The following is a 17,705-nucleotide window of genomic DNA, read 5'->3' on the forward strand; positions in this document are numbered from 1 at the left end:
GAGTATGTGGAAATTCATGCTTAATTAATTTGAAGTTTCATGATTGTATGGGGGGAAAAAGAAATGACTATAGAAGAATTCAGAGAGAAGGTTAAGGATGAAGAATATGCACCTGGATGGGATGCCATTGAGGAAGCATTTGCTAAATGTTATCCTGGTCAGGAGCCAAATCATTATGGAACTAATATTGAGGCAAGAGCAATGTTTGGCGGTTCGGAATATATTGATGGATATTCAATTTACAAGTCGCCACATGGACACCGGCATATTGTAACCTTTGGCATGACAGAGCTTTATGCTGATGAGGAAGCTTTTGGTGGAAAATATAGTCGCTGGGGGTACGAGATGACTTTTAAACTGAAAGCGGATAATGATGATGATTGTATGTGGGCGATAAATTTCCTTGGAAATCTTGGAAGATACACCTATACAAAGGAAAGCTGGTTTGAGCCCGGACATTTTATGTCAAATATGGGAACCCCTATAAAAGTAGGTGCAGACTCACTGATTACAGCCATCCTTGCAGTAGAGGATACAGAGGTGCCGGGAATTGATACAATATATGGTCGCGTTGATTTCCTACAATTCGTAGGTATAACCAGTGAAGAGTATGAAATGCTTAAGGCAGATCCGACTAAAGTTAAGCCGCTTGTTGATGCCATGAAAAAGGATAATCCTTACCTTGTGACAGATTTAGGAAGAAAGAAATCTTACCTAGTATAATTTTGTATATGATAGATCTGCTGTAAAAATGATGTGAACATTATGAAACGTGCAATAGCAGGTCATTTATGAAAAGTTATCGGTAAATGAAAGGGGTACATTATGTCTGCTGATTATGAAAGAAAACTACATAGAGCAGTTGCCCAATTTGTCAAAGAAGCAGATAAAAAATATCCCAACTGGAGCGAAAGAAATGATAACGGGGAATGGGGAATCGGATTAGATAAATTTGATGATATGTATAAGGTTATTCTCGAAATAATAGAATATACATCCTGCGATGAGGCTACGGAGCAAATGCTTGATGATATCTTGTTTGGAATTGCTAGAGATAATGAATGCAGTCGTATTATAGAGGTGTTATTAAAATATCCTGATTGGTATGCTTTACTGTGTGAAAAGGTGCTGTTTACTGAATATATAAATGCAAAGTGGCAGTTTGAAGAGAGTCTAAAGGATTATCATGGCAAGGATGAAATAAAAGCTTTAATCTTCGATTTCCTGCAGGTTGATGATGAGTATACACAGCGTATGGCACTAAAGTCATTAGCATATATCCATCCGGACAAAGCAGAAGAGCACGCAATAGAATTTTGATGGAGAGATAAATATAAGGATGATGCTTTTGGGCATGAGCATCAGAAAATAATGGTGCTTCATGTACTGCATATGATTCATTCAACCGAGCTTGAAAAGTACCTGGATTTGGCGGATGAAAGCGAATATTATTATTTGAAGGATAATGCAAGGGAAATACGCAAAAGGATGGAATAGGAGAAGCTATGGAGTTAGATAATAACGATGAGAAGTTGAATATTGAAAACACAGACACCATTGATGGCATGGCATATGAACAGGATACTTCCAGCTTGATACTTCTTCTTGCAGATGGAATGGACTGGTCAGATATAAATCGACATTTATTGTTATTGCAGGAGAAACTCAATACATATATTTGGTACATAGATTCAGGACAATATGAGGAAAAGTATCCAAATGTTAGAAGGATAGAATTGCGTGTAAGCTTTCTGTTTGAGGAACCGAAGCTGTGCCATAGGCTTTTAGAAAAAGCAAAGCATGTGTTTATGAACGTGTTTGAAAATGTGGAGATGATAGTAGAGAATGGAGAAATTAAAGAAGGCGAAATATATGGACAAGGATCCTTTTAAGGGAGTGTGTGTTTGCTAAGATGTGGGATGAGAATATAGTATATGGACCGTACGAAATATAATTATAGCTCAGAACTGGAGGTAGAACTGGTGAAAAAAACGCTGTGTTATGTATATTAGTATTATTTGTATTAACCGGATGTACGACAAGTGAAATTGAATATGAAACAAGTAGAGATGAAGTTATATATTCACCTAGTGGTAACTATTCTATAACTCTACGATATGACTATGTAAGTCGTCCATATATTTTTAAAGATGATACATTGGTTTTCGAAACAAATAAACCAGGATATAATGAAACAGTATACTTTAAGGTTGAATGGGAATCCGAAGATGAAATTTTTTTGTATATCGAATCGGATAACGACAAATATAGTAATGAAAAATATTTTATAAAAATTGATTAAAATAATATCTTAGTTAATGTATTAGTCGAACTTGAAAAAATACCTGGATCTGGCAGATAAAAGTGAATATTACTATTTGAAGGATAATGCAATCGTGACAAAGTTACCAGAGATAGGATATATGGAAGAGCTTCATGATGAAGATTGGTATGAAAAATCATATATATGGTTTTACGGAGAATGGTTAGGTTCAGAGGAGGCAAATGTGGAATCAAATCTAAAAACTATGGCAATGCGAATAAGAGATTTGTTAAAGGAGAGTAATCATGCTCAATGGAAGGAAGTAGATGATTTTCTGAAACAATATGAGCATATGCATGTGTGTGATGAGAAACTTATACGTAGAATGGTATGTAACTGTCATATTCGGGCATGGGGAGATTTACATATTGCCGGCATTGAATATGGCGACTGGATAAATCTATTAGAGGATTTTTCAGAAGCATTAAAAAAACATGTAGACGAAAATGTACTGTGACTAGATGGTTGAAATGAAAGAAAATGAATGCCGGATTATTAAGCTTGGCAGGGATGCGTTGTCTGAATTGATATACGAGTATTTTATAGATAGTTGTAATAGAACTGTCTTAATGTTGGTGTTAAAATACTAAGGAGAAGAAGATGGAAGATATGTTAAATGTTGCAGAAGCAAAAACAAGATTAATTCAGGAGCTGTCGGAGATAACTGGTTTCAAGTATCTTAAAAGTGGTGTGTTAAAGAAGACCGTGAAAGATATTGTGTTTGAAATTAATTTCTTTTCTTCAAAATGGAATGAATCCGGTCAAAGCATCGAGATAAATGCAGAGTTGAGACTTATCTATAAAACGTATGGAAAATTACCAGTCGATAATGTTGTGGCATCTATGAGTTACCAGCCAGAGAATGGATATTGGTATGATATATCAACGGAAAGCAGGTTGCTTGAAACAAGGAATATATTAGAAAAACGATTTCAAGAGACAGCAATGGACTTAGTACATAGATTTGAAAATAATTATCATTCGGCTGTACAATATCTCTTCTTTGAAGGGTTTGAAAAGTATGATGTACATCTTGATTTTATAGCAGAACATTTAGGACAGGAAGCAATTAAGGATAAAGCACATCAAATATATGTTGGACTGTCAGATGAGGTAAAAGAGCAGATTGTTCAATATCAAAATGGAGCAAGGAATAAGACGTGGATGCTAAATCGGTGTAATTTGAAGTATATTGTGGATAATGATATTTACCTTCAATGAATAGGTTGGCAATAAAAAAGTAGGTGGTGGTTGATAAAGATGTCTGTATTGGATAGAAATGTTGTAGATTTTGGTCATGAAGACGATGACAAAGTTACAGTATGCATTAGTGATCACATTCCATGGGATTCAGAGATATTAAAAGCGCACTTAGAGGTTCTTCAGGACAAAGTAAACGATTATTTAGACTATATTGCATCGGGGCAGATATACGAAGACTTCGGTGGAAGTGGCAAGACTCCAAATATAAAAGTTATTTTTTGTCACAAGCCTACTGAAGAGGTTGAGTTTATTCTCAACAAAATAAAAGAGACGATTATGCGAGGTATCCGGATTTCCAAGAGGCTGTCTATTCCCATGAAAAATGGCTTATATTAATTGGTTCAGGATATGGAAAATGCAAGGGAAATACGCAAAAGGATGGAATAGGAGAAAGCTTTGCGATTCAAAATATATAGCATCGGATTTGCTATAATTTAGATTGCGGATTCATTTTCTTTGTTTTTGGATATGTTGTACTCTGCTCATTTGAAGTCTAAAAAATAAGAAACTTTCGCATTTAAGCAGTAGATTTTGCAGCAGAAAAGGAGGATTGAAAAATGACACAGAAAGAAAAACTATTTTACTACTTGGACAGGATAAATAATAGCACCGAGCTTAAGGATGAAATATATTGGAAATGTGGATTGGAAATATGGAAACCTAACGAATTACAGGATGACTTGGAATCTCTAATGGAGGGTGGCTGTAAACAGAATTATGAACTTATTCCATTTGCCAGTGATGGTGATGGTGGAGTATGTGTATTGGTGGATAATCAATATGTTTCCATGATTGATTCGGAAGGTGGAGCCGGATATATCGCAGCTTCTGTAGATGATTTTATAAATATACTATTATGGTACAAATATATTCCAATTACGAAAAAAGTATTTGATGGTTTTGAGGAGTTTATAGAAGATTACCAGAGAGATGAATACGGTTCGAATACATCGGAGCTTATAAATGATTTTTTACAATCTGAACATCTTGATTTGGATAACAGAATGGTATATGAAAAATTCCTAAAAGGAGTCTCATTGACTCCTGCATTCATCATAGAACCGATGGATGAAGAATATGAAATTTCAGAGAATTTGTTCAGATTCGATGAAGCAGAATTTAATGAAAAGATAAGATGTACAGGCTTTGCGGCTAATGAAGGAGATGTTGATATGGTTTTTGAAGATGCGTTCACTGATTTACAGTCAGAATTTGTTTCTCTGTGTATGGAATATACGGGCGGATGCGTTGATAAAATATATATCTATATTTATCAGGATGCATCACAGAAAATGTTCAATGCTATTTTTGTCAAAGGAGATAGGGTCATACCTGCCGGTAATTTTGCTGATGATGAAGCCTCTGATGAATTTTTATCAATTGGAACAAAAGATATTAGTAAGCTAGTTGAGTTGTGTGATATGTACCAACAAAAATGTCCGAATGAATATAAGCTGGAGTTTGATGTTGCAACTCATAAATTTGATGCGTCCTATCGTTATGATGACTATACCAAAAGTGGAATATCCCCTGTGTCAGAATTGATGAGCTGGTATGGAGAAATTAAAGAAAGTATGTAGCACGTGACATTTTGAAGTTTATATATTGAGCCTGTGCCAAAGAAATGTGATAGGAGAAAGAAGAAATTGATTCAACATACATATGATGTGCAAACCTTTGATGATGGAAACAAAATAATTCGCCCTGCTCTTTCGAATGAGTATGAAGCACTGCTTGGCTGTCTTATTGATTTTCCGGATTTGATGGAAAGAAGTGTAGACATAGTGATTGACGGTGAAGCTGAAATATATAATACGGCTGGAAATGTTTTTTCTGCGGACATAGAAAAGGAAATTACCGTTATAACATGTTATTTGGTTGACGATTACGAGCCTCTTTGCGTAAGTACCGAAGATCTTAAGAAGCTTCTTTATGAATGGAATAATATCCGGAGATTTAAAAAATCTCATAGTAAACTATATGATATTTTGCTGGCAGAGCTTGAGGCTGGAAATACAATACGTGAAACCTATAGAGGTCGTTTCAGTGATAGTGATGAAACAACATTTATTTTTCTAAATAAGACACTAAAGACGAAGGTTAGGACGGATATCCCGGGTATAACTTATATGGAAGTAAATGACCCGCATTATTGGAATGCAGAATATGATGACAAAGAGAATAGACTTTGCCTTGCTTGGTAAGGGAATTAAGTAGGAGGAATGTGTATGGATATGAATGGAATCTATCAGAAAGATAATAAATTTGATGGCGAGGAGAGCTTGTATTATGTCCTTGTTGGAAACGGTGGTTCTTCACGTTTGAGCAAGAATGAAAAGTATCATATTATTACATGTTCTGCTGTTGCAATATATGATATAAATGCTGATTGTGTGGTAAAGAAGATAAAGATTATGACATGGCCTATATCAAATCAGGAGTATGAGGCACAGAATGAAAACAGCGAATATTTTAACAGATTTAAAGATGGTGTGATTTATAAGGTTTTGGGAAGATTACAGTATAGTACCTTTGGGGAACTTGCATTTTTGTATGTAAAAGAGGTATTAGAAGAAAATGTATCCGGAACAAAGCTTGATAAAAAGCAGGAAAAATATCTGGCACCGATTGTTTTAGAAGATGATGTTTTGGGGAAATTGGTGTTAGAGAAATCAGAAGGGCTGTTTGAAGGAACGTATCATTTTTTAGGTAATGATATTACGATTTATATTGAGGTAGAGTGGAGCAGTAAAGCAACCTGGAAAAAGCCTTTGGCTGTTGCAAGAGATTTTGTGGAGCATATTGTGTCAAGAGATGAAGCATTTAGAGAATATATTGCAGCTGATGAAGCATTGTATGACGCTGCTTTGGAGTGCTTGGAAGACTATGAAGATGAATGTGAAATTCATTTTTCTACACCGGAAGAATTTGCAAACGCATTAAAAGAACGCATGAAATACATCTTTGTGAATCAAAATGGTTCCTATACTATAGGATATGATGATGGCTATGTATTTGGCGGACATGAGATTGATGTAGATGTGGATTCTAAGGGCAAAATGGTGTGTGCGGATATGAGATAGATAACAGCCTTGGCAATCTGTACAACAATCGGCTTTAGAAAATAACTTGCACAGGAAATTCGCAAAAGTATAGATTGCTTTTTTGAAGCACAGAAATGTCCAAATGGTATTGGAAAGCCGTTTATTTGTGTAAGAATTGGTGAGTTTTTTTGAACAGAATAATGATAGAAAGTAGTAAGTGAGATTATGAACACAATTAACAAGAGTATAAAAGATGCCCTGTTTAGAGCCTATAACACAAGAAACAGAAACAACAAAAATCAGAAACGTTTTGATGTGATATTTGGAACAATATTTTTTTTGTGTCTCATTTTGACTATAGCTGCATTTGGCTTGATGGGAGCGAACGTAAAAGCAGGAGTTATCATGCTCCTTGTAATTTTTTTATGCTTTGGAGCAGCTGTTACATATGCTTTGCTAAGGAAAAAACGTATTATGAAGCTGCTGTATTCGGTGCCTGTGGGAGCGGAAAATATAGAAAAGATAGATGTTAAACAGGTAGAGATTCTGAATCAACTGTACGAGGAATCTGCACTTACTATTGGAATGGAAGCTATTCCGGATGAAGAATTTTTCAATATTCTGTACAACTGGTTAATCGGCATGAATGCATTGCCGGAAGGCAAACTTAAACTGTATTACCTTACAGGAAAGCTGTGGAATCAGCGATTTGCCTGCAAAGTAAATGATGATACGCAGATTTTATGTATCGCTATGGGCGATCTGAATATCAATGCAGAAAATACGGAGCAGTTTTCGTATGAGCATATGGTGTTTGGAAGATATTTGGACGACATAGTTACAGGGGGTTAAATCTATCAATTTGAATATTCATTATTCAGCACCCGATTGGGTGTGGGATAAGTTGTAATAGGTATATTGGAGTGGAAAGGGAATTTAAGTATAGAATGAAATTCATAAAAAAGCATCCGTATTTATTTTGGCAATACATTGGTTTTTTCATATTGGCGGTTGATTGTCTGTATGTTTGGTTTAATTTGGAAAATGAGCAGGTAAGCTATGCATTTATTGTACTTTCGGCAATGCTTGCCTTTGCGATTATAACTCTGTCGCCTTTTGTAATTAAATGCAGGAAAAAAATGAAAGACCCTGCAGAGATAGAAGAATCCTATCGGTACAAATACATCGAAGAATGGTATATACATATATATGGCTCGGCAAAAGGTGTGGCTGTTATTATAACTATGATCGTTTTGTTTATTGGTGGTACGTGTGTCCTGACATACTTCGGTTTACCTTTTTTGGCATTTTTATTGTTTTATGTCGATGTCTGGATTTACTGTCTGTGGAAAAACCACGTAAAGCGCACATTTTACAAAGTACCAGATGGTGCAAAACGGTGTGAGCTTATTTATGTGAAGGATATAGCATTTCTTGATTTGCTCAATTCCCAGACTGCACTTTGCTACTTTTCAAAGCCAAGTGACGAGATGCTTGATTTTTTATATAACCGATTTTATAGTGAAACATTAAATCAGAAGCGCTTGCTTATGAATGAGCATCTGAAAATTTATGTGGTAAATGGCAGGGTTTTTAATGAAAAGTACGGCATTTCCAAATATGACTTACCGATGTCGGATGAAGAATGTCTGCTTTGTATTCTGCCTGACGAACTGAACCCTGAGGTTATGAGTAGCAAGGAAGTTGCATTAAGAGATTATGAGATTGGTGGGGGTCTGTTTTCTGAGTATGTAGAGAACTGTCCGGAGTTGATGTAGTTGTGAAGATGAAGAGGATACAAAAATGAATGATAATTCTTTGAAATTACCCAAATTTAAATATCATCCTAATGTTTACGATAAAGAAAAAGTTTTAGATGCAGTTCAGTTCGATAATAATGTATGCCAGTGTTGTGGCAACAAAACAGATGTGTATGTGTCAACTATGTACTGCAGTGGAGAAGTGGATTGTATTTGCATGGAATGTGTGGCAAATGGTAAGGCAGCAGAAAAGTATGATGGTGAATTTATCCAATACGCAGAGGAAATATCAGATGAGGAGAAAAGGACTGAATTGTTTAGGCGAACACCGGGATATTGTTCTTGGCAAGGCGAATATTGGTTGGCATGTTGCGATGACTATTGTGAGTATTTAGGTGATGTAGGATATGCGGAATTAAAAGAGATGAATTTAGTAAGTATTATTGAAGAATACAAAAAAGTAGAGGGAATGGACTTTGATAATGAAATGTTAGAAAAGGGCGGTTCCCTGGCTGGATATTTGTTCAGATGTATTCATTGTGGAAAATTTAGATTGAATGTTGATTGTGATTAAGGGAAGCAATGGAGTTAGGTAAGAATGACAAAAAAGGGTGCGTGACTATGCTTAGAATAAAAGATGAATTCCTAAAAGGGGTGTCATTGACTCCTGCATTCATCATAGAACCGACGGATGAAGAATATGAGAATTCAGAGAATTTGTTCGGATTCGATGAAGCAGAATTTTATGAAAAGATAAAATTTACAAGTTTTGAGGATAGAATATCTGTAATTGATGTGTTAAAATAAGGGAAAATGAAATTTCCTTTATTCAGGTTATTAAAGCTTGGAAATGGAATTAAGCAGGAGGAATGTTTTATGCCATACTTAATTGTAGCAGTTGTAGTAGTTATTTTTATTGCCGTAGTTTTTATAGTGGCAGGAAAAGACAGTAAAGAACGCATAGATATGGTTTCTAAATTAACAGAGGAGCAGAGAAATATTTTAATGTCAACAGAAGTGAATTTTGTTGAGAAAAATGCATGGGTACAAAAAGCAATGGTAGCGAAAATGAAGGATAAAGGAAATAAAATAGACATAAGGCTATTATGGTTTAACGAGGTACTGCAAAATAATGAATATAATAAAATTACAATTGCAGATGTAGCAATAACAAAATCAGAACAGGAAGAACACAACGTAAAGGAAGGCGATTTTGTAAAATTCTATTTTGCACCGGAAAAAAGTATAGGCAGGACAAAAATAATATGGGAGTAGGCTTTAATTTATACGAAAGTGAATGCTCCGCATTATTGGAATACAGAATATGATGACAAAGGGAACAGACTTTGTCTTACTTGGTAAGGGAAAGCTGAAATTCTAAATTTGCTGAAGGGGCAATTATGATTTTTGAAGATGCATTTACAGAAAAACAATCAGAAATAATATCAATGTTTTTAGAGGTTATAGGTGATAATGTAGATACAATATATGTTTTCATTCAATCGGATGAATGGTCAGCAATGGAAACATGTGCCTTCGGAGTAAAAGGCTCAATACTTGGTAATCTTGAAGCGGGTATATCGGATAAAGATATATTAGAGATATTTGATGTGATAGAGGATGAAATTATACCTGAACTTGAAGATATATGTAAAGAATACGATATGCCTATGCCTCAAGAATTTAGGTATGTATATAATGTTGCTTCCGGTGCATTTGATTCAAATTATAGATATGGGGAAGAATTGAGTGCACTTGAAGATTATGATCCAGGAATAGAAGCCCAGAAGTGGATAGATTCGTTTAAAGTATGATTAAATAAGCACGCATTTATTTGAGGTTGATAAATCGTGGAAAATTGAAAGGATACAGAGAAATGAGATGGATTGCCCTAAAATGAGTGTGGGGCAATCCACCTTTCGAATTATGATTGCGAATCCGCAATCATTTCCAAGGTTCCAATGTTTTTAATAAAATCTCTCTCCACCGGAGAAAGGCTATCCTCCAGTCGGTTTTTATATTTATCATATTCAGCATGAGCCTTTTCGATAGCCTGTTTATGGCTGACATGACCGCTGGTGGTAAGTATATCCCTTCTGGTCATTTTCAAGTAATCGTCAATGGTTTCCAGCCAGTCCTTCATATACATAGGCTCCTGATTAAGGGCATGGACTTCGGCAATGTCAAGGTACGCAGTAACGATTTTGTTTAGGGCATCCAGTTCTGCTTCCGAGAGATAGTTTTTGGCAACTTCCACATCAGAACGATGTATGGTATCACCACTCCATGAAGTAAGTCCCATATTTTCCTTTTCTGCATCAGCACGCTGATAGATTACTTCAGCAGCGGTGTGTTTGTGGGCTGCCCAGTGCATTTTGTTCTGAACTTGCTTGAAAAATTGGACAGAGGCTTCAGCATGAGGATCATAATCGATACTGGTCGCATAGATTTCTAACACTTTTCTCCAAAATACTTTTTCAGAAGAACGGATGTCTCTGATACGGGCAAGCAGTTCATCAAAGTAATTGCCGCCACCCAATCGTTTTAAGCGATCATCATCCAGAGCAAATCCTTTTTTCATATATTCCTTTAAAATTCCCATAGCCCAGATACGAAACTGTGTACCACGATGGGATTTTACACGGTATCCAACGGAGATGATGACATCAAGGTTATAGTGATCTACATTGTAGATTTTACCGTCTGCGGCAGTTGTTGCAAAATTTGCAACAACTGAATTTCGCTGTAATTCCCCTTCTTCAAAGATTTTTTTGATGTGGCGGGATATGGTTGATTTATCACGCTGAAACAATTCAGCCATCTGGTCAAGTGACAGCCATACTGTATCATCTTCAAAAGTTGTCTCTATCTTGGTCAGTCCGTCTTCGGTTGTGTACATAATGATATTTGAGTTATTCATAGACTTAATCCTCCTTTTTCTTCGCCCTGCTCTTATACACATTGTACTGGTTCTTGCATTGAGGAGAGCAGAATTCCATATTGCTTCTGGTTGCTACAAAGGCACTGCCACAGTGCTTGCATACTTTCAGAGTAGAGTTATCATCGGTAAGCATAAATGAAAACATCATTTGGATACCAAGCAGTAATGAGTGGAATTCCCACACAATAGTAGGTTTGTCCAGCAGTTCTATGTGATAAGTTGGTGCAATACCGCCAAATACAGCCATTCCCTGTCGGTACAGATTTCTTTCGTTTTCATCTAACCGGTCATAATCCTGATAATACAGAAAACTTGAGAAAAAGGTAAATGCCCAATCTCTGAATACTGTCACAAGCCAGTCATAGCGTTCTGCATATTCTTTCTGAAAGCTCATAAGAACTGCCTGCGGTTTGTTCTTCATCGCCATAATCAATGCAATCATTTCCGAACTGTCAGTACTCCATGAAGATTCAACACCATGCTTTACAAAATCAATATTATCAAAAGGAAAAAAGTAGGACAGGTACTTTTCTGTGCTAAGACTTTCTTCCCTGATAAAATGGTTCTTTGGTAAATATACTGCTTCATATGTAATAAACTCCGGTGTGGTAGGTAATGCGGTCATAAGTCCGAGCAAACCATAATTGCAGGCAAAATCAATAATAGAAGCCTGAAGGGATTCTTTCGGTTCTTCCTTCATGGCAAGAGTGCCTATGTTAATGGCAGCCAGAACCATATCCTGATATTCTTTAACCGGATTGTAAAGGGATGGCTTTGCATCCTCTGTGGGAGTGATATAGAGAGTTCCATTGTCTGCCTTTTTCCATTCGTATTTATCATATTTTACCCAGTTGGAACTGGAGTTTGCAAATAAATTCATCATATACTTCCTCGTTTCTATATAAAAGTAATTGAATAAAATTCAAAACTATTACTATCATAGCACAGATAAAGGGAAATGTAATTACTTTATTTCTATTCTGTGGCTTTTCTTATAATAGATTAGCAGTTGGTCTGATTTGTTATGCTTTTCTGGTACTGCTTTAATACCTTTCTTGCCAGCACACCGATTTCACGGATAATCTTTTCCTTTTCTTTTTTAGCTTTTCTTTGTATGTCAGGTATTTTCTCTTTGTACTTTTCCATAAATTCCTGTTCTGTTGTCCATAGAGGGATATCAAATTCTTGTCGTTCTAAAAGCACCGCAATTACCTTTTTGGTTATCTGACCTAAGATGGTATTTCTCACACCTCTGATATTACGGTCAGTCTGTCCCAACAGATTTCCAACATAAAGAGTGCTGTAATCTCGAATATACAGATAATAGATAAGCTCTTTGTAACTGTCTTTCAAGTCATAAATAATCTTGGAATAATCCTCATCCGTAAGAAATTCATGCATTTCAAAGGGGCAGTCAAATATTACATCCAGAAAATCACCTTTCATCATCTGCCGCCAGTAGGTGTGGTGGATTGGATAGGGGATTACCACCGGATTCTTTGGAGCATCCTCTGTTAACCGGTTCATTTCCCTGCCTATTTCGTGATAGCGTTCCTTTCGTTCCCGGTTATCATCTAAGTGATCCCACTGCTTTATGACTTCCTTAAAATCTTCTTCGGTTCTCGCACCATCTTCCAGTCTTAAAAGAGCCTGTGCACGAAGCTCCCGTTTTAACATTGTGCGTGAGGCTGCTTCTGTAGCTTCTTCCTCCGGTACATCAGCATCCGGTTCAGGGTAAGCAGCCATTTCTAATTCTATTTCTGCAAGTGCAGCCTGCTCAATGATTCGTGCCTGTTCCATTTCTTCCATATACAGGAGCTCATCAGAGGCTATATTGTCTTCATTTTCTATTGATTCTTCGTAGTCTGGTTTCAATTTATATCATTCCTCATTGCATTATTTTCAAAAAGTTTCAAAAACACTTCCGCAAAACCACTTCTGTTTCTCCTATTAGTGAAAGGGTAATCTTTTTGAAATTAAAAAGATTACTTTGTGCGCTAGCTGATTCTTATAGAAGAATTATAACATAAAACAAACATATGTTCTACGACTTTTTATAAGAATTTTGGAGCATGCGTGCAGACTTGGAACGAAACAGTAGGAATTATGAAGGGAGGTTTTGCTATGGAATGGTGTCAGTTAGATGCAAAGAAATGTCTGGAATTCAGCAAGAAGATGGCAGTGATTAGAAAACTGGTTCGTCTTGGATTGATTTCAGAGAATGAATATATTCTGGCAAAGAATAAGATTATGAGTTCGTATCATATTCTGGAGTCGGAATATTTCAAATCCAATGCAGGAAATAAGGTTGCTTAGCAACCATAATCAGTATTGGGGAGATGGCGGAGTCTGTATATGCATGAAAATGTATATGCAGGCTCCTTTTGTATGTTCGTTCATATTTTCATTTTTTAGTATGCTTGGTATGAAGGATAAACCAAGCACGGGTTTAAGAAGGAGGATTTTTATGGCAGAAGTAGAAGTTATCAAGGCGGTGGAGGGTCCTATACTCCGCAAGAGAGATTATGAGGGTAAACCACTTGTTATTACAAGACAGAGAGTTGCGGCATATGTCCGTGTAAGTACGGATGGTGACGAGCAGCTTGAGAGTTTCCAGTCCCAAAAGCAGTATTATCAGGACAAGATATCAGAAAACCGGGACTGGGTTATGGTGGGTATTTATGCAGATGAAGCCATTACTGGAACAAAGGTGGACAAGCGTGAGCAGTTCCAGAGGATGATACAGGATTGTATGGATGGAAAGATTGATGTGATTATGACAAAATCAGTATCACGATTTTCCAGAAATACGGTTGATATCCTGCAGTATGTGCGCCTTTTAAAGGAAAGAGGTATTGCAGTGATTTTTGAAAAAGAGAATATCAATACCTTGACGGAACAGGGAGAAATGATGCTTACACTTATGGGAACGCTGGCTCAGAATGAAGTGGAATCCACATCAAAAAATGTGAAGCTGGGCATTAAGATGAAGATGAAGCGTGGAGAACTGATGGGCTTTAACGGTTGTCTTGGTTATGATTATCATCCGGAGGATAAGACAATTACAGTTAATGAAGCAGAGGCAGAAACCGTGCGATTGATTTTTGAACTGTATTTGCAAGGATATGGAACTTATACCATAGCAAAGCGTCTGGAGGCACTGGGGAAACTCAATAAAAAAGGTGTGGCAAAATGGACGGACAGTGGTGTGAGGGGCATTATCAAGAATGAGAAGTATAAAGGTGATTTGCTTTTGCAGAAAACCATTACCACTGATCCGATTTCCAAGAGGCGAATCGAGAATTTTGGTGAAGAGGAGCAGTATTATGTTCGTGACCATCATGAGCCTATTGTAAGCAGAGAGGTGTGGGAACAGGCAAAAGAAATTCGCTTATCCCGCAACCATCAGTCAGATAAAAAGGCAGATGGAAAGAGAGAAAAGTATACGAAAAAGTATGCATTTTCCAGTATGTGTGAGTGCGGTTTCTGTGGTACGAAGCTGACCAGACGTACCCTTCATAGCAGCTCCAAGTATGAAACACCGGTCTGGTATTGCAGAAATGCAGCCAATAGAGGTAAGCATAACTGCCCTAATAGTAAATCCGTTCATGAATCTATATTGGAAAATGCTTTCCTTGAGGCATATAAGCTGTTGGCAGGAAGCTTTGATGATGTAATTGATTCTGTGATTGGAACGATTGAAAGCATTGGTGCGAATAATGATGATATTGCAAGACTCAAAAAAGAGCAGAAAACTCTTGATAATCTGGAGCAGCGAAGAAAGAAACTTACGGATATATACCTTGATGATGGTCTTACCAAAGAGGCATATGATGAAAAGTATGAAGAGCTTACCGTGAAAATTCAGAAGTCGAAGGACTCTATAGAACTCCTTCAGAATAATGTTTCCAATCAGAAGGATGTGGGCAAGAGAATGGCTTCTCTTAAGAAAGCACTTGCTGATGGTGATATTCTGGATGAGTTTGACAGAGTAGTATTTGAAAGTATTGTGGAAAAGGTCATCGTGGGAGAGACAAACGAAGATGGCACAGTAGATCCTTACAAGCTGACTTTTGTTATGAAAGGGAATGGGAACAGTGTTGTTCCTAATGCGAAGGAGTGGTTTAAGGCTGAAAAAAGTGCAATACAGCCGGCGTAGATTGTGGTATACTAAGGTAACAAGGCACTTGTTTCTATATGGTAGGGACAGGTGCCCTGATATAAAAACATTCATAAGGAGGGCTTGATTATGGCTAATCAGACACAAATTTTGAATGTTAGTGATGAGATGAAATTAAACGATAATGTGCAGATGAAAAATGTGAAAGAACAGGAAGAAAATATGTATTCTTCTTCATCAGACACTACTGAAGAATTGTGTTCTTCTTCGACAACCGATGCACGTAGAAACCATCGTGAAAATGCGCAGGGCGGATTAGGTTAAGAATAGACTAACTAAGTAGTGGATTGCATTATGCCGGGAGGGCGTTTTGAGTATGATGTTGATAATCTTTTGGAGAAACAGAAAATAGTATTTATCATGCCGGTATCTTCTTATTCTGAGCCATATGTCGAAGGCTATTTTATTGATACAAAAGGGAAAAAACATATTTACGGATTGTATGGACAGGCACCGTTCGAATCGATTGAAAAGGAATATTTGTATCATGTTAATATTGATTCAGAGCGTAAAACGGAAGGGACAACTATCATGGATTATCCGTTAAAGCAATTATATGGAATTCGGGTTATAGATGACAATGAAGAGTTTGTTTTCCTTGAATCAGAAACAGGTATTACAGAGAGACTTGATGATCCGTCAGCGGTTCAAATTTATGAAGAATTTGGTGAAGAATGGTATGTGCTGAGATGATTTGCACCTCATGGTTGCTTCGGTGGCTGTGGGGTGTTTTTTAGTGGTGAGGTTTGCACGATGTTGCGAATGCTAATTGCGGATATGGGGGGATACTTTACAGGCGCAACTATATATATTATCTTTAATAGAGAACAATTTAATTATGTTTTTGTCTTGCACGCAAGACAAATCTTGAATATGACGGTATAGATATAGAGGTCATACCAATCTGGAAATGGCTTCTCATGGCGGATCTGTAACACCTGACACCTTTTACTGTTACAAGATTTATTAAATTGAGGTATGTAGACATGAGAGAAACTATTCAAAATTATTTTGAAAAAACGAAGCAATATCCTAAATAGTACTCAAATGAAGATTTTAGTACTATTTGTGATGGTATTAAAAAGGAAATTGATAAGGGTGTATTTCTTGTTAAGAGGAAAGATGAAACAGATTTGTCTGTATTTGAAGAAAAATATGGATATAGATGGAGACGTGGAAGATAAGCCAATTGCCAATTCTCTAAAAGAACTTATTAACAATATGAATGTTATAATGTAGTTGTTTTATTGCAATTATATTTATATGATATTTTAGACATAAAAAAAGAAACGAGCAACCCGATTGAGCCATAAGGCTGTACACGACAAAAACCCCATTTCTTTATGTGATGATAATACTATAATAAAAGTTGAATGTCAATCCGAATATTCGGGAATAGATTGATTAAGAGCATCTAATTCAAGTATAGTGGATGAGTTAAGTATATGAAAATAGAACGTCGAGAAACTTTGAAGAAGAGAGGAAAGTAGAGGGGACTTCAATGAAAAATAAAGTAAAATTTGTATCTATTTTGGGTGATTCTATAAGTACATATTCAGGATATAATCCGATTGGATATAAGGTGTTTTATGATGAGTACAACTCTTTAAGAAATGACATGACATCGGTATATGATACATGGTGGGCAAAGGTAAACCAGTTCATTAACGCCTACATTTGTGTTAATAATTCTTATTCTGGAAGTAAGGTTACAGGTGAAAAATTCCCTAGTGGAAATTGTGATCAGCGTACATCAAATTTGCATACAGAGCAGTACACACCTGATATGATTCTAATATATTTAGGGTTTAATGATTTTGGAAACGGTGTTCATATTACAAATGATAAGTTGGGAAGCCCTTCATTTTTCTCGTCCTATTATAATATGTTGCAAAAGATAAAGATGAATTATCCGAAAAGCAGAATTATATGCGGGACATTGATGGAAAGTTATATGAAAGGCGATAATAGTTGGAAATTTCCACATAAATGGGCTGGTGTATCGATATATGAATACAATGCGGCAATAAAAATTGCTGCAGAAATTGCGGGAATTGAAGTTGCAGATCTGGCATCACAGAATTTACGTTATGAAACATTAGACGGATCACACCCTACAAAAGAGGGGCATATAACTTTGGCAAAAGCATGGATTAATTGTTTGAAAAAAACAGTATAACAGATGGAGATAAGG

General features: G+C 36.4%; 23 protein-coding genes. 20 read left to right on the forward strand and 3 right to left on the reverse strand.

Annotated elements, in window-relative coordinates; genetic code table 11:
• Positions 1-63: 63 nt before the first annotated feature.
• The 15 genes from AB5150_RS10030 to AB5150_RS10100 all read left to right on the forward strand — a co-directional run bounded on the left by AB5150_RS10030 (position 64) and on the right by AB5150_RS10100 (position 10,204).
• On the forward strand, positions 64-723 hold the full coding sequence (locus AB5150_RS10030) for a suppressor of fused domain protein (RefSeq protein ID WP_055271927.1): 660 nt from the start codon (positions 64-66) through the stop codon (positions 721-723).
• 102 nt (positions 724-825) lie between these two features.
• Positions 826-1,320: a hypothetical protein gene (locus AB5150_RS10035; RefSeq protein WP_055145163.1), complete on the forward strand. Its 495-nt coding sequence runs from the start codon at positions 826-828 to the stop codon at positions 1,318-1,320.
• Between the two features lie 185 nt (positions 1,321-1,505).
• The gene (locus AB5150_RS10040) at positions 1,506-1,892 is read left to right on the forward strand and encodes a DUF6572 domain-containing protein (protein ID WP_022215869.1); all 387 of its coding nucleotides are present in this window, start codon (positions 1,506-1,508) and stop codon (positions 1,890-1,892) included.
• A gap of 504 nt (positions 1,893-2,396) precedes the next feature.
• Complete coding sequence (locus tag AB5150_RS10045; protein ID WP_055145172.1) at positions 2,397-2,780, forward strand: hypothetical protein; 384 nt, start codon at positions 2,397-2,399, stop codon at positions 2,778-2,780.
• A gap of 143 nt (positions 2,781-2,923) precedes the next feature.
• Positions 2,924-3,544 (forward strand): hypothetical protein, encoded by a 621-nt coding sequence (locus AB5150_RS10050; RefSeq protein ID WP_022215867.1) that lies wholly within the window; start codon positions 2,924-2,926, stop codon positions 3,542-3,544.
• Positions 3,545-3,583: 39 nt separating this feature from the next.
• Positions 3,584-3,922 (forward strand): DUF6572 domain-containing protein, encoded by a 339-nt coding sequence (locus tag AB5150_RS10055; RefSeq protein WP_022215866.1) that lies wholly within the window; start codon positions 3,584-3,586, stop codon positions 3,920-3,922.
• A 221-nt stretch (positions 3,923-4,143) separates the two neighbouring features.
• Positions 4,144-5,166, forward strand: a complete 1,023-nt coding sequence (locus AB5150_RS10060; RefSeq protein WP_021938297.1) for a hypothetical protein — start codon at positions 4,144-4,146, stop codon at positions 5,164-5,166.
• Positions 5,167-5,232: 66 nt separating this feature from the next.
• The gene (locus AB5150_RS10065; RefSeq protein ID WP_022215865.1) at positions 5,233-5,790 is read left to right on the forward strand and encodes a hypothetical protein; all 558 of its coding nucleotides are present in this window, start codon (positions 5,233-5,235) and stop codon (positions 5,788-5,790) included.
• Positions 5,791-5,814: 24 nt separating this feature from the next.
• A complete protein-coding gene (locus tag AB5150_RS10070; protein WP_055271925.1) occupies positions 5,815-6,669 on the forward strand; it encodes a DUF2262 domain-containing protein in 855 nt (284 codons plus the stop codon).
• A gap of 186 nt (positions 6,670-6,855) precedes the next feature.
• Entirely contained in the window at positions 6,856-7,482 is a 627-nt protein-coding gene (locus AB5150_RS10075; RefSeq protein ID WP_021938294.1) for a hypothetical protein, read from the forward strand.
• 95 nt (positions 7,483-7,577) lie between these two features.
• On the forward strand, positions 7,578-8,408 hold the full coding sequence (locus AB5150_RS10080) for a hypothetical protein (protein WP_022215862.1): 831 nt from the start codon (positions 7,578-7,580) through the stop codon (positions 8,406-8,408).
• A 25-nt stretch (positions 8,409-8,433) separates the two neighbouring features.
• Positions 8,434-8,964, forward strand: coding sequence for a CbrC family protein (locus tag AB5150_RS10085; protein WP_022215861.1), 531 nt, complete (start codon positions 8,434-8,436; stop codon positions 8,962-8,964).
• Positions 8,965-9,011: 47 nt separating this feature from the next.
• Positions 9,012-9,197: a hypothetical protein gene (locus tag AB5150_RS10090; protein WP_156329424.1), complete on the forward strand. Its 186-nt coding sequence runs from the start codon at positions 9,012-9,014 to the stop codon at positions 9,195-9,197.
• A 69-nt stretch (positions 9,198-9,266) separates the two neighbouring features.
• Positions 9,267-9,665: a hypothetical protein gene (locus tag AB5150_RS10095; protein ID WP_022215859.1), complete on the forward strand. Its 399-nt coding sequence runs from the start codon at positions 9,267-9,269 to the stop codon at positions 9,663-9,665.
• A gap of 125 nt (positions 9,666-9,790) precedes the next feature.
• Positions 9,791-10,204 carry a hypothetical protein gene (locus AB5150_RS10100; protein ID WP_022215858.1) on the forward strand — a complete coding sequence of 138 codons (414 nt, stop codon included), beginning with the start codon at positions 9,791-9,793 and terminating at the stop codon, positions 10,202-10,204.
• A 110-nt stretch (positions 10,205-10,314) separates the two neighbouring features.
• On the opposite strand, the gene AB5150_RS10105 is transcribed toward AB5150_RS10100, so the two are convergent.
• The 3 genes from AB5150_RS10105 to AB5150_RS10115 form a co-directional block, all read right to left on the reverse strand.
• The gene (locus tag AB5150_RS10105; RefSeq protein ID WP_022215857.1) at positions 10,315-11,310 is read right to left on the reverse strand and encodes a virulence RhuM family protein; all 996 of its coding nucleotides are present in this window, start codon (positions 11,308-11,310) and stop codon (positions 10,315-10,317) included.
• A 4-nt stretch (positions 11,311-11,314) separates the two neighbouring features.
• A complete protein-coding gene (locus AB5150_RS10110; RefSeq protein ID WP_055271924.1) occupies positions 11,315-12,214 on the reverse strand; it encodes a hypothetical protein in 900 nt (299 codons plus the stop codon).
• Positions 12,215-12,333: 119 nt separating this feature from the next.
• Complete coding sequence (locus AB5150_RS10115; protein WP_022215855.1) at positions 12,334-13,206, reverse strand: hypothetical protein; 873 nt, start codon at positions 13,204-13,206, stop codon at positions 12,334-12,336.
• 249 nt (positions 13,207-13,455) lie between these two features.
• Here AB5150_RS10115 and AB5150_RS10120 point away from each other — a divergent pair, with 249 nt between their 5' ends.
• The 5 genes from AB5150_RS10120 (at position 13,456) to AB5150_RS10140 (ending at position 17,690) form a co-directional block, all read left to right on the forward strand.
• On the forward strand, positions 13,456-13,647 hold the full coding sequence (locus tag AB5150_RS10120) for a hypothetical protein (RefSeq protein ID WP_022215854.1): 192 nt from the start codon (positions 13,456-13,458) through the stop codon (positions 13,645-13,647).
• Between the two features lie 151 nt (positions 13,648-13,798).
• Positions 13,799-15,490 carry a recombinase family protein gene (locus AB5150_RS10125; RefSeq protein ID WP_022215853.1) on the forward strand — a complete coding sequence of 564 codons (1,692 nt, stop codon included), beginning with the start codon at positions 13,799-13,801 and terminating at the stop codon, positions 15,488-15,490.
• 90 nt (positions 15,491-15,580) lie between these two features.
• Entirely contained in the window at positions 15,581-15,775 is a 195-nt protein-coding gene (locus AB5150_RS10130) for a hypothetical protein (RefSeq protein ID WP_055271923.1), read from the forward strand.
• Between the two features lie 30 nt (positions 15,776-15,805).
• Positions 15,806-16,204 carry a hypothetical protein gene (locus tag AB5150_RS10135; RefSeq protein WP_055146351.1) on the forward strand — a complete coding sequence of 133 codons (399 nt, stop codon included), beginning with the start codon at positions 15,806-15,808 and terminating at the stop codon, positions 16,202-16,204.
• Positions 16,205-17,012: 808 nt separating this feature from the next.
• Entirely contained in the window at positions 17,013-17,690 is a 678-nt protein-coding gene (locus tag AB5150_RS10140; RefSeq protein WP_055271922.1) for a GDSL-type esterase/lipase family protein, read from the forward strand.
• Positions 17,691-17,705 lie beyond the last annotated feature (15 nt).

The sequence above is a fragment of the Coprococcus sp. RTP21281st1_F1_RTP21281_210402 genome, from assembly GCF_040915325.1.
GTDB classification, from domain to species: domain Bacteria; phylum Bacillota; class Clostridia; order Lachnospirales; family Lachnospiraceae; genus Coprococcus; species Coprococcus aceti.

Coding starts and splice junctions, on each gene's coding strand:
- AB5150_RS10030 (WP_055271927.1), top strand. CDS start 64: ATGACTATAGAAGAATTCAGAGAGAAGGTTAAGGATGAAGAATATGCA.
- AB5150_RS10035 (WP_055145163.1), top strand. CDS start 826: ATGTCTGCTGATTATGAAAGAAAACTACATAGAGCAGTTGCCCAATTT.
- AB5150_RS10040 (WP_022215869.1), top strand. CDS start 1,506: ATGGAGTTAGATAATAACGATGAGAAGTTGAATATTGAAAACACAGAC.
- AB5150_RS10050 (WP_022215867.1), top strand. CDS start 2,924: ATGGAAGATATGTTAAATGTTGCAGAAGCAAAAACAAGATTAATTCAG.
- AB5150_RS10055 (WP_022215866.1), top strand. CDS start 3,584: ATGTCTGTATTGGATAGAAATGTTGTAGATTTTGGTCATGAAGACGAT.
- AB5150_RS10060 (WP_021938297.1), top strand. CDS start 4,144: ATGACACAGAAAGAAAAACTATTTTACTACTTGGACAGGATAAATAAT.
- AB5150_RS10070 (WP_055271925.1), top strand. CDS start 5,815: ATGGATATGAATGGAATCTATCAGAAAGATAATAAATTTGATGGCGAG.
- AB5150_RS10075 (WP_021938294.1), top strand. CDS start 6,856: ATGAACACAATTAACAAGAGTATAAAAGATGCCCTGTTTAGAGCCTAT.
- AB5150_RS10080 (WP_022215862.1), top strand. CDS start 7,578: ATGAAATTCATAAAAAAGCATCCGTATTTATTTTGGCAATACATTGGT.
- AB5150_RS10085 (WP_022215861.1), top strand. CDS start 8,434: ATGAATGATAATTCTTTGAAATTACCCAAATTTAAATATCATCCTAAT.
- AB5150_RS10090 (WP_156329424.1), top strand. CDS start 9,012: ATGCTTAGAATAAAAGATGAATTCCTAAAAGGGGTGTCATTGACTCCT.
- AB5150_RS10095 (WP_022215859.1), top strand. CDS start 9,267: ATGCCATACTTAATTGTAGCAGTTGTAGTAGTTATTTTTATTGCCGTA.
- AB5150_RS10100 (WP_022215858.1), top strand. CDS start 9,791: ATGATTTTTGAAGATGCATTTACAGAAAAACAATCAGAAATAATATCA.
- AB5150_RS10105 (WP_022215857.1), bottom strand. CDS start 11,310: ATGAATAACTCAAATATCATTATGTACACAACCGAAGACGGACTGACC.
- AB5150_RS10110 (WP_055271924.1), bottom strand. CDS start 12,214: ATGATGAATTTATTTGCAAACTCCAGTTCCAACTGGGTAAAATATGAT.
- AB5150_RS10120 (WP_022215854.1), top strand. CDS start 13,456: ATGGAATGGTGTCAGTTAGATGCAAAGAAATGTCTGGAATTCAGCAAG.
- AB5150_RS10125 (WP_022215853.1), top strand. CDS start 13,799: ATGGCAGAAGTAGAAGTTATCAAGGCGGTGGAGGGTCCTATACTCCGC.
- AB5150_RS10130 (WP_055271923.1), top strand. CDS start 15,581: ATGGCTAATCAGACACAAATTTTGAATGTTAGTGATGAGATGAAATTA.
- AB5150_RS10135 (WP_055146351.1), top strand. CDS start 15,806: ATGCCGGGAGGGCGTTTTGAGTATGATGTTGATAATCTTTTGGAGAAA.
- AB5150_RS10140 (WP_055271922.1), top strand. CDS start 17,013: ATGAAAAATAAAGTAAAATTTGTATCTATTTTGGGTGATTCTATAAGT.